Here is a 14,550-nt window from a genome sequence, read left to right as displayed (position 1 = left end):
TCGACGGCCGCCTGGCCGCCGGACGCAAGTAGTTTCCTTCAACCCCGAGTTACACCGTTCGTTTGACAGTCCCGATGTCTTCGCCATCGCGGTTGTTTGGCGATGGTCTGTCCTGAGTGGACGAACTTGTCCGTTGCGTCACTGAGCTGGTGTCTGTGTGGACTCATCTTGGCTCCAGGACGCTGGCGGCCAGGGCGTTCGTTGCTGCTCGCGTGCCTGTTTCCACTGCTGTTCGCAGGAGGTCGGGGCGGCGTTCTGTGCGGCCTACCTGGGCGCTGCCTAGCGGTGGGCGGATTTGCAGGCAGGCTGGGTGGGTCGCTAGGAGGTTTTCCTCTTCCAGGCGGGAGTCCTTGCGGCGCAGCCAGGTTTCGATCACGCCTGGGGCGTGGCGGGCGAACCAGCGGGAGAGGACCAGGCGTTCGCCTCGGGATGGGGGCATTGGGTGTTCGTCGGTTCGGACTGTGCGCAGGACGACCAGGTGGGTGGCGTGTTGGGCCAGTGCTGAGCGGATGGGGACCATTTCGCTCATGCCCGCGTCCACGTAGGGGCGGCCGTTGATGATTACTGGTGGGCCTGCCAGCAGGGGCATTGCTGTTGAGGCTCGTAGGGCTGCTTGCAGGCTTGGGATGTCGTGGATTTGGGTGTGCAGGTCGGTTGCTTCGCCGGTCAGGGCGTCGGTGGCCAGGGGGTGGAACTCGACCGGGTTGTCGAGGATGTCCTGGAAGCCCATGGGCATCACCTGGGTGTAGATGGTGTGGATCAGGTGCTGGGTGTCGACCACCGGTAGGCGGCGCAGGGCTCGTAGTGGGTTGATGGTTGTTCGCATTACCGCGGGGTCCCACCAGGCGTGTTTGGTGCTGTTGGCGCGGCCGCAGAGCAGCCAGGCTGCGTTCAGGGAGCCTGCTGAGCTGCCGTAGACGGCGTCGAAGAGGGGGAGCAGGCCCAGTTGTTCGATGGCTACTGTCATGCCGCTTGAGTAGGCGCCGCGGGAGCTGCCGCCTTCGATGAGGAGGGCTAGGCGGGCGTTGTCGGTGCGGTTGCCCGGGGTGCTTTGGTGTTGCTTGCGGTCGCGTAGTAGTTGGAGGACGGCGTCGGGTCGTTGGTTCAGGCGGGGCACGGTGCGACGGTAGCGTTGGGTCGGCCGGGTTGCGGGACTAGCGGGTGGTCAGGGCGGTGATCACTGCTGCTATTGCTGGTGGGTCTGGGGGATCGCCGTAGGTTGCCGCGTGGATTTGGCGGTGGAAGCCCGGGATTTCGGTGGCTTGGATGTTCGGGTTGCGGTGGGCCTGCAGTGCCAGGCCTGGGAGCAGGGCTACGCCTGCGCCGGCTGCTACCAGGGCTTGGACCACGACCATGTCGTCGCTGTGGGAGGCGATGCGTGGAGTGAAGTTCTGTTGGTGGCAAGCGGCGTCGAGTTCTTGTTGGCAGCGGTCGCAGCCTCCTATCCAGGGGCAGTCGCGGTGGTTCGCGATGGTGTCGTTCTTGGTGCGGCTGATCAGGTTGATGGGGTCGTCTGCCAGGTGGACCATGCGGAAGCCCTCTTCTGGCGCGACGTTTGGTTGGCGGAAGACCAGGGCTATGTCGATTTCGCCGTGGCGCAGCATTTGCAGGGCCTCTACCGGGTGGCGGTCGTAGAGGCTCAGTTGCAGGCCTGGGTGTGCGGTGGCGAGGGTTGCGGCGGCGCGCGGGACGATTGTGGCCAGGGCTGAGGCGTTGGCTGCCAGGCGGACGTTGCCTGCTTGGAGGCCTGCTTGGGCGGCCAGTTCGGTGGTGGCGGCGTCTACGCGGCCCACGATCTCTGCTGCTCGGTTGGCCAGCAGCCGGCCTTCCGGGGTCAGGCGGATGCCTCTGCCTGTTCGCTGGGTCAGGCGGACTCCGGTTGCTGCTTCCAGGCGGGACAGGTGGTGGCTCACCGAGGGCTGGGAGTAGTGGAGTTGTTTGGCGGCTTCGGTCACTGAGCCGTGTCTTGCCACTGCGGCCAGGACCTTGAGGTGTACCAGGCTTAGCATTCATCAAGGTTATCGATGAGTTGGTGCCTGAAGTGGCATTGGACGTCATGTTGGGACCTGGCCATGCTGGGTTCATGACGACTCAGGGCAAGGTGACGGTAGATCTTTCGGTTTCGCTGGACGGGTTCTCGGCTGGGCTCGGGCAGAGCGAGGACCGGCCGTTCGGGGCCGACGGTGGGGATGGCTGGGGTAGCAAGCTGCACGCCTGGGCTGAGGATGCCGAGGAGATGCGGCTGCAGCTGGAGATGCTGGGGCAGACCAAGGCGTTCATCATGGGGCGCAACATGTTCGGGCCGGTTCGCGGGGAGTGGGATCGGCCCTGGAACGGGTGGTGGGGGGACAATCCGCCTTACCACGGGCCGGTTTTCGTGCTCACGCATCACGCTCGGGAGCCGCAGGTGATGGAGGGTGGGACGACGTTCTACTTCGTCACCGACGGGATCGAGTCCGCGTTCAAGCAGGCGCGGGAGGCGGCTGACGGGGGCAACATCTCGATCCACGGTGGGGCTACGACGGTCAACCAGTACCTGGCGGCTGGGTTGATCGACGAACTGCGGCTGCGGATCGTGCCGATCACGTTGGGGGCCGGGACTCGGTTGTTCGACGGGGTGGGGCAGTTGGACCTTGAGCAGGTCGAGTCGCGAGATGCCGGGTCGTTCATGCACGTCACGTATCGGGTGCTGTCGTGAGTGCCGAGATCGAGGCCTTCATCTTGGAGGTGGAGGGCGTGCTTGCCGAGACTGCGGACGAGCACGAGATCACCAAGCGGGTTGCTGAGCGGTTGGCAGTGCTGCTCACCAGCGACTACAGGCTGCCGGAGGAGTTGACGCGGCCGTCGGAGGAGCATCACGTCAACTACCCGTTGTACATCGCGCCTGACGACAAGTGGTCGTTGGCGGTTGTGGTGTGGAACTTGGGGCAGCGGACGCCTGTGCACGGGCATGAGACGTGGGGTGTCGTTGGGATTTACGAAGGTGCCGAGCGCGAGACGCGGTACGTGAAGCCTGCGGACGACGAGGTCGGCGTTTCGCTGAAGCCCTTGGAAGAGCAGGTTTTCGAGCGTGGGCAGGTGACGGTCTGTTGCACGACGGATGACGACGTGCATTCCGTTGCGGCTGCTGGGGATGTGCCCACGGTGGGGATCCATGTTTACGGGGGCAACATCGGCACGATCGAACGGCGCCGGTACGAGCCTGAGACCGGCGCCGTTCAATGGTTCGTGTCCGGGTGGAACGAGCCGGTCAGCCGCTGAGGAACTTGGCGGTGGCGGTCAGGGCGCTTTGGGACGAGCCTGCGTTCTCGACGAAGACCGCGAAGGCGACGGTGCCCTGGTAGCCGATGAACCAGCCGTGTGCGGTGCCACCGCCTGCTTCTGCGGTGCCGGTTTTGCCTGCCAGGCCGCGGAAGCCGGACAGTTGCTTGGCGGTGCCGGCGGTGACGACCTCGCTCATCATCTGGCGGAGCTGCGGCAGTAGTGCTGCCGGTGGGGCGGCGCCCACGTCGGAGGCTGTTGCCGCGCGGCCGCGGATCAGGGTCGGGGTTGGCGTGCGGCCCGAGGCCGCGGTTGCGGCCACCAGGGCCATGCCGAACGGGCTGGCCACCACGTTGCCCTGGCCGAAGCTGTTCTCCACCTGCTGGTCGCCGGTGGCCGGTGGGACCTTGCCGGTGTTGGTCTGGGCGCCGGGCATGTCCCAGTCGGCTCCCAGGCCGAAGCGCTTCGCCATGTTCGGGAGGGCGTCGGCGGGGAGTTGGTGGCCCAGCCGGCCGAACGTCGTGTTGCACGAGATGGCGAAGGCCGAGTGGAACGCGATGGAGTCGTGGCCGAAGCCCGCGTTGTTCACGGTCCGGGTGCCGATGGTGGCTCGTTGCGGGCAGGGGACCTGGGCGTTGGCGGTGACCAGGCCCGCTTCCACGGCCGCGGCCGCGGTGACGATCTTCATCGTCGAGCCCGGGGCGTAGCGGCCGACGAACGGGTTGGTGTTGGCGAGGGCCTTGTTCTGGGCCACGGCCAGGATTTCGGTCGTCTTCGTGTCGACGGCCACGATCGCGGCGCCCTGTGGCAGGGCGTCGACGGCGGCCTGGGCCGCGTTCTGGCGGGCCGGGTCGATGGTGACGGTCAGCTTTTCGCCGCCCTCGGGCTTCTTGCCGTCCAGGGCGGTGAAGTTCGCGCCCGCGGAGATGCCGACCTCCCAGCCGTCGGTGCCGCTGACGTCGCCGACCTGGGCGGTGATCGTGGTGTAGAGGCCGTCCGGGATCGAGCCCTTGACGAGCGGTTTGCCGTCGCGGCTCAGCAGGGCGCCGTCGGCCAGGGCCTTGCGGTAGACGAGGGAGGCGCCCTCGGTCAGCTGCGGGTGGATGATCGCCGGCGTCCAGCGGACCTTCCAGGACTCACCGGTCTTCTGCATGCCGATCTTGACGGTGTAGTTCAGCTGGGCCGAGCTCGGCATGGTCCAGGTGACGGAGGCCGTGAGCTCGGCCGTGGTGGCGTCGGCAGCCGGTGGTGCGACGTCGGTGAAGCGGGCCTGGTAGGCGGATTGGGCCATGCCGGTCCTGGTCGCGGCGAGCGCCTGCCCGGCGGCCGGTGGTGCGTCGGTCAGGCCCGCGGCGGCGTTGCTGTCGGCGAACATCTGGTTCACGAACGTCTGCGCGACCTGCCCCGGCGTCTCCACCACTTTGCCCGGTGTCTCGACCGCCTTGTTGGACGTCTCCGAGATGACCGGATCCGGACTCCAGAGCAGGGCGCCCGCCACACCGACGATCGTCGCTGTGGCGAGCGCGCCGCTGATCAGGATCCATCTGCGCGTTTTCGGCTGCACTTGTGAAGCTCCCCCCGGATAAGTGCTCTCCCCGGGGGAGGTTAACGCGAACGAGCTGAGAATCCTTGAGTATCTCTACTCATCCACGCGGTCAGCCCAGCTGCGGGATGCGGGTCTGGTAGTGCCTGAGCAGGTCGGCGTTGGCCGCGTCGCCGCCTTCGACGTTCGCGCTGCGCCACAGCGGCAGTTGCACACCGGTCTCGGTGGCCTTGTCGACCAGGCGCACCATCAGCAGGTTCCACAGGAACGTGGTGGCCAGCGTGGAGACCGCCGCGGTGACCGGGGCCTGCTCCGGGTAGGTCGAGTCGCCGGGCGGGACGAGGTTGTCCAGGACGACGGTGGCGACCTCGGCCAGGGTGGAGCCGGCGCGGCGCGGGGCCTGGGCGCTAGCGGTGACCGACGTGACGGCGACGACCGGGCAGCCCCTGCTCGCAGCTTCCTGGGCCAGTTCGACCGGGTAGTAGTTGACGCCCGAGGTGGAGAAGACGAAGAGGACGTCGTGCGGTGCCAGGCCGGCTTCGCGCAGGACCTCGCCCGCCAGGCCCGAGCGGCGTTCGGCGGAGGTGCTGCTGATCGCGCCGTGCATCGGGAGCAGTTCGGGGTGGTAGATCGGGCGGACGCACGCCAGTCCGCCCGCGCGGTAGAAGGTCTCGGCGACCGCCGCCAGGGAGTGGCCCGCGCCCGCGGTGAGGAGGATGCCGTCGGCCTGCACGGCGGCCAGCACGAGCTCGGCCACGTCGTCGAGGGCGCCGGCGTTGTGCTGCTCGACGCGCGTCAGGTGCGTGCGCACGAGGTTGCCGTAGTCGGACCCGGTCACGGTGTCGGTCGTCATGCGGGTCAGTAGTACCGGATGCGCGGTGGCCTCACCAGTAACCCGCGCACCACAAACCTCGATACGCGCGATAACAGGTGTCGTGACTCTGGTCGGGTGGGGGTGGGTTTGATCAGGCGGTACTTCTTCTTCTGGGTCGTGTTGGCGGCGGTCTTCACGACCGCGGGGGCCACACACATAGCGCTGGCGATCACCTACTCCGAGTTGTGGCCGGTGTGGGTGGCGGTGGCGCAGCTCGTCGTGGCCGGTGGGTGTGCGCGGGCGGCGGTGCACGCGCGGCCTTAGGTCGGCTGTTCCGCACCGGGGGCGGGCGCGGTGTGCAGCACGAAGTCAGGACAGCAGTTCCACGCCGAGGGCGGATGCGGTGTGCAGCACGGAGTTGCGGTGGCGTTGGGCGACGGCGAGACCGGCGTCGCGCAGGACCGAGGCGTGGGTGCTGGCCGTGGCGGCGGAGATGCCGAGCCGGCGGGCGAGCTCGGTGGTGGTGCAACCGCCGGCGATGACTTCGAGGGCGGCGGCGCGGGTGCGGCCCAGCAACGCTTCCAGGGAACGTTTGCCGAGGTTCGGCAGGTGCAGGTCGCGGGCGATCGGGTAGACGAGGACCGGTGCGCGGCGCTGGTCGCGGAGCATGATCGGCCGCTCCCAGCAGAAGTAGGACGGGACGAGAACCAGGCCCTGACCGCGTAAGTGGACGTCCCGCTGGGGGAAGCGGGACTCGATGGACAGCACGTGCGGGGTCCACGAGATCGTCGGGTGCAGGGCCGAGAGCATTCCCTCGCAGCCGCCGTCCAGAAAGGAACGTGCCCGCACCGCGCGGTCGGCGTCCACGACCGCGCGGACCTCGTCCCAGATCGGGGCGAGCGCGTGGCGGTAGTAGCCGCGCAACGCGGCGCCGAGCGAGTCCAAAGTGGCCACGTCGCCGGTGGCCAGCAGGTGGGTGCGCGGGTCGAGGCGTTGCTGGTTTCCGAGTTGGGCGAGGTCCGCGCGCAACGATTCGAGCGGCGTCGACAGCACGGCGTCGATGCCCGCGTCGAGCGCGCAGGAACCGGCGGTGGGCGTGAGGAAGTCGGGCGAGTAGCCGACGGGCGGTGCCAGCTGCATGAGCCAGCGCGCGTCGTCGGGCAACGTCGTGCGCACGTTCGCGCGCCACGTGCCGAACACCGGGGTCGCCGAACGCTGCCGCAGCACGTGCAGGCTCAGCAGGATCTCCCACATCGGGTCGGGACCAGGGGCGACGCGCACCCTCGCCAGGTCCTCCGCCGTGAAGTGGACACGCAACACGGCAAGCAGAGTGGCACAGCGTCGCAGGCCCTGTACCGGGTTCGAGACGACTCAGCCGAATGGTGCAAACCGCACACTCTCGACCTGGTGGTCGAGATCGGCGAAGCCCATTTCGACCACCAGGTCGACTCATGCTTCTAGGAGTGTCACGGTGGGTGCTGACACCGCTTTGAGTACTTCTACCTGGCTTTTTAGGTTTTGACCGAATGTGGTGGCGAGCCTTTACCGCCTGCCGACAAGCTTTCGCCGTGCGTCGCACAGGGGTACGGCGCCACCACTGAGGGGAAACAGAGATGAAGCTTGCGAAGATCACCGGGGCGGTCGCCGCAGTCGGGGTCGCGATGACCATCCTCACCGCACCGGTCGCACTCGCCGCCCCCGGCGAGACCGTCATCCCAGCCGCCGCCGAGCTCGGCATCCAGGGTGAAGGTGTTCTCCCGCACCAGTTCCAGGTGCAGAAGACCGGCTACTGGTGCTCCGCGGCCGCCGCTCGCATCGCGCTGACCGCGCGTGGCAAGTACGTCGAGCAGTCCACGCTGGCCTCGTTCATGAAGGTCACGACCAACGGCCTGCCGAACATCAAGAACCTCGAGAACGCCCTCGACCACTACACCGGCTCGACCTACTACCAGGTCAAGCAGTGGTCGACCGACGCGCAGCTGCTGCAGAAGCTCAAGGCCGACGTCGTCTACAACGCCAACCGCGGCCACGCCGTCGTGATCAACGTGATCCGCCTGAACGGCCGCAACTACTCCGGCGGCCACTACGCCACGATCGTCGGCTACCGCGCCGGTGGCAACGAGTTCGCCGTCTCCGACCCGGCCTACTCCGGTGGCGCGCTGCACTGGCTGAGCGCGTCCAACGTGTCGTCGGGCATCAAGCTTCGCCGGTACGTCGCCTGAGGTCGCCAGGTTGATCTATGTCGGCACCGTCCGCCACGTCAGCGCATTCGACGTGGCGGACGGTGTTCGCCTTGAGGTAGTCCCGCGCGCCCTGGTCGCCGGCCGCCGACGCCATCACGCCCGCGAAGTGGTCCGAGCCGATCAGCACCGGATGGCCGATCTCGCCGTCGTACACCGCGCGTGCCAACGCTTTCGGCTCGGCGAGCGCCATGAGCCGGTGAAGCGCTTCGACGGTGACGCCGGGGGTGTCCACGGGGAGCACGAGGACGGCGTCGGCGATGCCCACGGCGTGGAGGCCGGTGCGCAACGACGACCCCATGCCGGTTTCCCAGTTCGGGTTGTCGACGACGGTGACGCCGTCCAAAGAGGCCTGGGTCCGCACCTCGTCCGCTTTGGCGCCGAGCACCACGACGACCGGTTCACAGCCGGCGGCTCGCAGGAGCTCGGCGGCTCGGTCGACGAAGAGCTTGCCGTCCAACGGAACGAGGGCTTTGGGGGTGCCGAACCGGCGGCCGGCCCCCGCAGCTAGCAGGAGGCCGGCCACGCGCATGCGTTGAACCTACCTCCTGCGCAGCTGCTCGTTCATGATCAGGAACGCCCCGATGCCGTGCAGGTCGTTCACCGCACGTGGCCGCGCGAGGTAGAACGGCAGGTCACCGACGTTCGTGCCGATGCAGATCTCGGCGATCTCGGTCTGGCCCTGCGCGTTGATCGACACCCGGTCCAGCACCCCGCGGTAGCCCCGCCGTGCAACCGCGTCGTACTTCCGCGACACGTAACCGCGTTCGACGGCCCGTGAGATCGCCATCGAGTACATCGACGAGCACGAGGTCTCGGTCCAGTTCTCCGGGTTCGACCCCTTGTCCACGACCTGGAACCAGCGTCCGGTCCTCGGGTCCTGGTGCTTCGCAAGCGCGGCGATCAGCCTGCCGAGGATCGAGATCAGCTTCGGGCGGTCCGGGTGGTTGCGCGGCAGGTCCTCCAGCACGTCGCAGCACGTGATCGCGTACCAGCCCATCGCGCGGCCCCAGAACTCCGGCGACACACCGGTCTTGGCATCGGCCCACGAGACCTTGCGCGACTCGTCGTACGCGTGGTGGAACAGGCCGTCCTCGTGCTGCAGGTTCTTCGCGTAGACGAGGAGCTGCTTCAACGACTCCGCGACCGCCCAGTCCTTCTCCCCGAACGCGTAGCCGTGCTTCTTGATGAACGGCACGACCATGTAGACGCCGTCGGACCAGTTCTGGAAGTCGCGCGTACCGCCCTCGGCGTGCCAGAAGCCGCCCTCGTTGGTGCGGGAGTAGGTGTTCAGGCGCTCGCGGATCTGCGTCGAAGCGGTTCGATACCGCCTGTCACCGGTCGCGTTGTAGAGCAACGGCAACAGCTGGCCGGCGCGCATCGAGTCGAGGTGCGTGAACGTGCGGCTGAACTTGCCGTCGGGCCCGACGAACCGGTCCACCCACGCCTTGACGTAGTCGAAGTACTTCTTGTTCTTGGTGCGCTCGAAGACGAGCCACTGCCCCCACAGGTACAGGCCGCGCGTGTAACCCCAGCCGCCGAGCGTCTCCGGCGTGTACTGCCTCATCGTCGACTCGACGACCTCGACGGACCAGTCGATCCGCTCCTCGGCCGCCACGTCCACTTCCGCTGACGCCGTGCCGGTCCCTAAGGCGACTCCACCGGCGAGTGCGGCGCCGCCGAGTCTCACGAAGTCGCGCCTGGACGTGGTCATGCGTGATCCCTCCAAGGGACAAGCCGAGGCGGCGGCACCCAAGACCTAACCGAGTCAGAACTCCGATGTCTAGACCTAATTGGTGACGCGGGCGAGCTGGAATCCGAGCGCCATCCGCGAGCGGGTGCCGTACCGCTGCTGCAGCTGAGCCACCACAGCTCGGACGGTGCGGCTGCTCATGCCGAGGCGGGTGGCGACCTGGTGGTCGGTGGCGCCGTCCAGGAGAAGTCCGATGACTTTGGTCTCGCGGCTCGACAGACCGGTCTCGCCGGGCGTGCCGTCCGGTGTGCGGGCGTCCGACCACATGAGCTCGAAGAGCTCGCCGTACGCGAGGGCGAGCGGGCTGCGCACCAGCACGGCTCCCACGTTCAGGTCTCCGGCGGCGAGCGGGAGCACGGCGACGCGGTCGTCGAAGACGAGCACCTGCCGGGCGGGCTTGGTGTGGACGCGGATCAGCGCCTGGTGGTCGAACGTCTCGGCCTCTCTCGCGAGGGGCGGGTCGAGCAGCAGGCGTCCGCGTTCGGCGGTGTTGGTCATCAGGCCGAGCAGGGCGTGGTCGACTCCGCCCTGGCTCGACAGCACGCCGCGCACCGAGGTCGAGCGGACCACGAGACTTTCGAGCGTGCGCATGACGGTGGAGCGGTCGTGCAAAAGCTGGGCGAATTCGCTGCGGACAGCTGGAGATCGTCGCAACACGACTCGCCTTTCTCCCGAACGCTGACTGGCGTAGTCATGTTGGCATTCGTCGTAGTGGTGTCTCTACCTCCATCCAGGCGATATTTCGGCTTCGAACGACTTTGAATTGTCAACGAAATCACCCGCGGTGAGCCTGCCATAGAAATCATTAATGGCGAGCAACTCGTCGTGCGTGCCCTGCGCGACCACTTCGCCCGCGTGCAATACCACGATCCGGTCGGCCTCGCGAATTGTCGTCAACCGGTGCGCGATGACCAGCAATGCGCACTCCTGGGCGACGCGGTGAATGGCCCGGTGCAGCGCCCGCTCGTTCACCGGGTCGAGGTGGGCCGTCGGTTCGTCGAGGAGCAGCAGCTCAGGGCGGGTGAGCAGAGCCCTGGCCAGCGCGATGCGCTGGCGTTCCCCGCCGGACAGCGCCCGTCCGCGTTCACCGAGTTCGGTGTCCAGGCCGGCCGGAAGCCGCTGCACGAGTTCGTCGAGATTTGCGAGTTCCAGTACTTCGTGAAGATCGTGATCGGAGGCGTCCGGTGCGGAGTAGCGGAGATTGTCACGGAGCGTGCCGTTCAGCACGGGAGAGTCCTGGTCGACCAGTGCGATTCGGCCCCGCCATTGGTGTCGCGAAAATTTTCGGATGTCCGTGCCGTTTGCCAGCAGCGCACCCGAAGTGGGCTCGTAGAACCGTTCGATCAGCGAGAACAGCGTCGACTTGCCGGCTCCGGACAGTCCGACCAGGGCGATGTGTGAGCGCTGCTCGACGGTGAACGACACGCCGCGCAGCACCGGCCGATCGCGGTAGCTGAACCAGACATCGCGGAATTCGAGTGCGATTCCACCCCGTTCCGGCATCGCGGCACCCGAGGTGTCCTCGACCGGCAACGACTGCGCCTCGGCGACCCTGCCGAGCGCGCCCATGCCCTTCTGCAGCAGGCCGATGCCCTGCAGCACCGCGGTGAAGGGGATGACCAGGTAGGTGGCGTAGAGCAGGAACGCCATCAGATCACCCACCGAGGCCGTGTCCCTCGCCACCCGCGTGCCTCCGACCAGCAGCACGACCAGCAGGGACCCGCGCATCGCCAGCTCGACGGCCGGGCTCATGACGGACGTGATCCGCGCGGCCCGCACTCCTGCGGCGCACGCCTGCTCGGCCTGGCGCCCGATCAGTTCCTCTTCGCGTTCCTCAGCACGACACGCGCGCACCGTGCGCAACGCTCCGAGCGCACGCTCCAGGTCGGCTGTCATCGCGCCGACTCCGCGCTGCATCTGTTCACCCGCGGTCCGCAGCCTGCCGACGAGGGAGTAGACGACCACCGCCGCGACGACGACCGTGCCCATCACCCACACGAACAGCACCGGGTCGATCAGCAGCATCAGCACGACGGTGCCCGCCCCGGTCAGCGTGCCGGTGATCAGCTGGACCGAGGCGGTGGAGACCACCTCGCGCAACACCGTCGTGTCGGTGCCGACCCGCGACATCAGGTCGCCCACCCGGTGGGAGTCGAACTCCTCCAGGCGCAACCGCAGCAGCCGGGCCACCAGCCGACGGCGCACGCCGAGCACGACCCGTTCTCCGGTGCGCTCCAACAGGAACAGCCCGATGCCGTCGACGCACGCCTGCACCGCGAACAACGCCGCCATCGCCATCAACAGCCGCCACGGCACCGCCGTCGACGCGGCCGCGTCGACGGCCTCGCGCAACAGCTGGGGCTGCAGCAGGCCGAGCGCGGACGCCACCAGCGTCGCCGCCACGGCCAGGGCGAGCGCGCGAACGTGCCCGGAGGCCAGGCGGAGCAGGTCGAGCGTCCTCATACCGTCATCAGCGGCCGGAAGTACTGCGCGGGCACGTTCTCGTCGACCGGAACTCCGTCCGTCTCGACCCACGCGTGCGCACCGAACGGCGGCATGACCCGCACTCCCGCGCACCAGGTCGGCCACGTGCCCGACAGCCGGCACAGCAGCACCACCGCCACGGATCGCGGCAGACAGCCTTGCGGGCCAAGGCAACGCAGGCTCACCGCCAGCACCGCGTCCCGAGCGGCCTTGGCCGTGTCGTACTCCGCCGGTCGGGCGCCGCGGCGGAGGAAACTCAGGACACGGCGCAGGGTGCGCGGCTTGAGGCGGGTCAGCGGAGTCGCGAGGGCCACCGCCAGGCGGGCGCCCAGCCGGTGGCGCAACGGGACACCGGTGGGTCGGCTCAGCGAGGAAGGCGTGGTCACGACGTCACCAGCCCGGCGGTCCGCAGCCCCGTCACCAGTGCCGTCACGTCCTCGCGCGCCTGAGCTTCCTCGACCTCGTAGGTGGAGGTGAGCGCGGTGACGGCGGCGTTCTCGTCGGCCCCGTCGAGCAATGCCCGCACCACGACCACGCCGGTCGGGTTGAGCTGCCAGTAGCGCCCGGTGCGCTCGTCGAGCAGCACCTGGCCGTAGTCCGTGTCCGCAACGGACACATCAGCGCGCAGCCGCACGTTCTGCTCCCTTGTCCAGGCTGCGCAGCCACACCTCGCAGCCGATCGTCGAGTACAAGATCCCGGTGCGCAGCTCCGGCGTGTCCGGCCGCAACGCGAGCTCGGTCAGCCTGCGCGCGTCGATCAGCCCGAGCTCGGCGAGTTTCGAGCTCTCCCACAGTTCGACGAGGTCGCCACGGTGCCTGCGCAGCCCGGCGGAGGCCTCCAGCGATGCCTGCGCCTTGTTCGTGCGCGCAAGGCACTCGTCCGGCACGATGCCGCGCATCGCCTCGGTGAGCACAGGTTTGTAGCGCCACGGCGTCACGCGCTCCTCCGGCCGCACCGAGAAGCACGCCTCGATCACGCGGTCGTCCAGGAACGGTGACTGGATGGGCAGGCCCGCCCGTGCGCTCATCTGCTCCCACTGCCGGATGATCCGTGAGCAGGACAGGATCGGTTCCAGGTCGCCGTGCTCGCCTCTGGTGCGCCCCAACGGTTCCGCCGTCGCTGACAGCAGCGCGTCGCGGGCCAGCTCGTGTGCTTCCGGCGTGACCCAGTCGAACAACCTCGGCGCACCACCCCAGCCGAGTGCCCCGGTGACCGTCGGCCGCCGGCCGGCCCGCAGGGCGACCGCCTCGTCCCGCAGCCACGCGCCGTACGAACGGGAGTCGGCGAGCGCGGCGATCATCGGCCGCAACGGCCAGTGGAACAGTGCTCGGAACGCCCGCAGTCGCTTGATCGCGAACAACGGCCGCCTGCGCAGCAACGAGTGGTAGTGCGCCTCGGAGCACCAGGCGACGTGGTCGCCGCCGATGCCCGTCAGCCGGACACGACACCCCTTGCCCGCCAAGCCGTTCAGGTCTTCGAGCAGTCGCTGGCGGTCCATCACCCCGATGGTGGGCTCGTCCATCGGGTCGTCGATGCCGAGCAGGTTCTCGTACACCAGCGGGATGCGCTCCGGAGGCCACACGACGTGCTCGACCTCCGGCAGGTGCTCGGCGGCCAGCCGGGCCCACGTCACGTCCTCGTCCATCGGGTCGAGCGAAGGCCACGTGCTGACCACGACCCGCGCGTCCGACCGGGCCGCGAGGAACGTGATCGACGTGGAGTCGAGCCCTCCGGACAGATCGCACGCAACGGTCCCGCCCCGGCGCGTGCGCACGTCGACGGCTTCCACGAGCGCCTGTCGCACCACGGGCGCGGACTCCGCCAGGCCACGCACCGGTTCGGGGTTGTGCCACCACCGGGTGAGCCCGGCTCGATCGCCGTCCACCAGCAGCGCGCTGCCGGGCGGCACGCAGTCGACCCCGCGCCACATCGTCCGCTCCAGCAACGGGTGCGGCGTGGGGAACATCAGGCGCACGGCGAGGCTCTGCACGTCGACCTCGGCATCACCGGCCAGCACGTCGGCGCGGTCGGCCGCGACCACCAGCCCGTCGATCCGGCGGTGGAACACCAGCCGCAGCCCGGAGGCCGTGCCCTGGACGCGGTACCGCCCGTCCAGCGAGGCGACGACGTGGAAGCTGCCGGGCAGACTCCTGGCGAGCTGGTCGAGGTGGGTGAGGTCGCGCAGGCCGGCGGCCGTGCGCTCCAGTTCCGCGACGCTGACCGGGCACCAGCCGATCACCGCCAGCCGCACGTCACCCGCCGCCGCGACGGTGATCTCGTCGTCGTGCCACTGCCCGACGAGCCACGGACGTCCTGATGCGTGGGTGAGTGTTCTCGGCGCATCGATGCGATGGGCCACGGCGAGCGCGGCCTCGTGGTCGGGTAGGACCACGAAGTGCGGCTCGCCGTGACCCCGCGAACCCTGGTCAGGCATCGGTTCCGCGGTGGTGTCGC

At 68.5% G+C, this 14,550-nt stretch carries 16 protein-coding genes; 4 read left to right on the top strand and 12 right to left on the bottom strand.

Annotated features, from left to right (window positions below; genetic code table 11):
- Positions 1 to 163: 163 nt before the first annotated feature.
- Positions 164 to 1,117, bottom strand: coding sequence for a patatin-like phospholipase family protein (locus LFM09_RS26940; RefSeq protein ID WP_414099339.1), 954 nt, complete (start codon positions 1,115 to 1,117; stop codon positions 164 to 166).
- A gap of 37 nt (positions 1,118 to 1,154) precedes the next feature.
- On the bottom strand, positions 1,155 to 2,009 hold the full coding sequence (locus LFM09_RS26935) for a LysR family transcriptional regulator (RefSeq protein WP_414099338.1): 855 nt from the start codon (positions 2,007 to 2,009) through the stop codon (positions 1,155 to 1,157).
- A 74-nt stretch (positions 2,010 to 2,083) separates the two neighbouring features.
- Between LFM09_RS26935 and LFM09_RS26930 the strand changes: the two genes are divergently transcribed.
- A complete protein-coding gene (locus tag LFM09_RS26930) occupies positions 2,084 to 2,698 on the top strand; it encodes a dihydrofolate reductase family protein (RefSeq protein ID WP_414099337.1) in 615 nt (204 codons plus the stop codon).
- The gene (locus LFM09_RS26925; protein WP_414099336.1) at positions 2,695 to 3,261 is read left to right on the top strand and encodes a hypothetical protein; all 567 of its coding nucleotides are present in this window, start codon (positions 2,695 to 2,697) and stop codon (positions 3,259 to 3,261) included. Before LFM09_RS26930 ends, LFM09_RS26925 begins: the two co-directional genes overlap by 4 nt.
- Here LFM09_RS26925 and LFM09_RS26920 read toward each other — a convergent pair.
- Together LFM09_RS26920 and LFM09_RS26915 are read right to left on the bottom strand one after the other, a co-directional pair.
- Entirely contained in the window at positions 3,251 to 4,825 is a 1,575-nt protein-coding gene (locus LFM09_RS26920) for a penicillin-binding transpeptidase domain-containing protein (protein WP_414099335.1), read from the bottom strand. The two genes, LFM09_RS26925 and LFM09_RS26920, sit on opposite strands and share 11 nt — an antisense overlap.
- 91 nt (positions 4,826 to 4,916) lie before the next feature.
- Entirely contained in the window at positions 4,917 to 5,657 is a 741-nt protein-coding gene (locus LFM09_RS26915; protein WP_414099334.1) for an SIS domain-containing protein, read from the bottom strand.
- Positions 5,658 to 5,753: 96 nt separating this feature from the next.
- Here LFM09_RS26915 and LFM09_RS26910 point away from each other — a divergent pair, with 96 nt between their 5' ends.
- A complete protein-coding gene (locus tag LFM09_RS26910) occupies positions 5,754 to 5,942 on the top strand; it encodes a hypothetical protein (protein WP_414099333.1) in 189 nt (62 codons plus the stop codon).
- 45 nt (positions 5,943 to 5,987) lie between these two features.
- Here LFM09_RS26910 and LFM09_RS26905 read toward each other — a convergent pair whose 3' ends face one another.
- A complete protein-coding gene (locus tag LFM09_RS26905; RefSeq protein ID WP_414099332.1) occupies positions 5,988 to 6,938 on the bottom strand; it encodes a winged helix-turn-helix domain-containing protein in 951 nt (316 codons plus the stop codon).
- Positions 6,939 to 7,231: 293 nt separating this feature from the next.
- Here LFM09_RS26905 and LFM09_RS26900 point away from each other — a divergent pair, with 293 nt between their 5' ends.
- Positions 7,232 to 7,840, top strand: coding sequence for a C39 family peptidase (locus LFM09_RS26900; protein ID WP_414099331.1), 609 nt, complete (start codon positions 7,232 to 7,234; stop codon positions 7,838 to 7,840).
- On the opposite strand, the gene LFM09_RS26895 is transcribed toward LFM09_RS26900, so the two are convergent.
- From LFM09_RS26895 to LFM09_RS26865, 7 genes are all read right to left on the bottom strand, one after another.
- Entirely contained in the window at positions 7,815 to 8,390 is a 576-nt protein-coding gene (locus tag LFM09_RS26895) for a nucleotidyltransferase family protein (RefSeq protein ID WP_414099330.1), read from the bottom strand. The two genes, LFM09_RS26900 and LFM09_RS26895, sit on opposite strands and share 26 nt — an antisense overlap.
- Positions 8,391 to 8,399: 9 nt before the next feature.
- Entirely contained in the window at positions 8,400 to 9,572 is a 1,173-nt protein-coding gene (locus LFM09_RS26890; RefSeq protein ID WP_414099329.1) for a glycoside hydrolase family 88/105 protein, read from the bottom strand.
- A gap of 75 nt (positions 9,573 to 9,647) precedes the next feature.
- Positions 9,648 to 10,202 carry a helix-turn-helix transcriptional regulator gene (locus LFM09_RS26885; RefSeq protein WP_414099328.1) on the bottom strand — a complete coding sequence of 185 codons (555 nt, stop codon included), beginning with the start codon at positions 10,200 to 10,202 and terminating at the stop codon, positions 9,648 to 9,650.
- A 129-nt stretch (positions 10,203 to 10,331) separates the two neighbouring features.
- A complete protein-coding gene (locus LFM09_RS26880) occupies positions 10,332 to 12,074 on the bottom strand; it encodes an ABC transporter ATP-binding protein (protein ID WP_414099327.1) in 1,743 nt (580 codons plus the stop codon).
- Entirely contained in the window at positions 12,071 to 12,481 is a 411-nt protein-coding gene (locus LFM09_RS26875) for a lasso peptide biosynthesis B2 protein (protein WP_414099326.1), read from the bottom strand. The genes LFM09_RS26880 and LFM09_RS26875 overlap by 4 nt, the downstream gene beginning before the upstream one ends.
- On the bottom strand, positions 12,478 to 12,729 hold the full coding sequence (locus tag LFM09_RS26870) for a lasso peptide biosynthesis PqqD family chaperone (RefSeq protein WP_414099325.1): 252 nt from the start codon (positions 12,727 to 12,729) through the stop codon (positions 12,478 to 12,480). The genes LFM09_RS26875 and LFM09_RS26870 overlap by 4 nt, the downstream gene beginning before the upstream one ends.
- Entirely contained in the window at positions 12,713 to 14,530 is a 1,818-nt protein-coding gene (locus LFM09_RS26865) for a lasso peptide isopeptide bond-forming cyclase (protein WP_414099324.1), read from the bottom strand. The genes LFM09_RS26870 and LFM09_RS26865 overlap by 17 nt, the downstream gene beginning before the upstream one ends.
- Positions 14,531 to 14,550: the final 20 nt, after the last annotated feature.

The organism is Lentzea alba, from assembly GCF_047445655.1.
Taxonomy (GTDB): Bacteria; Actinomycetota; Actinomycetes; order Mycobacteriales; family Pseudonocardiaceae; genus Lentzea; species Lentzea alba_A.
Note: the sequence above shows the minus strand (reverse complement) of the source record. Positions and strands in the feature narration are given on the sequence as shown.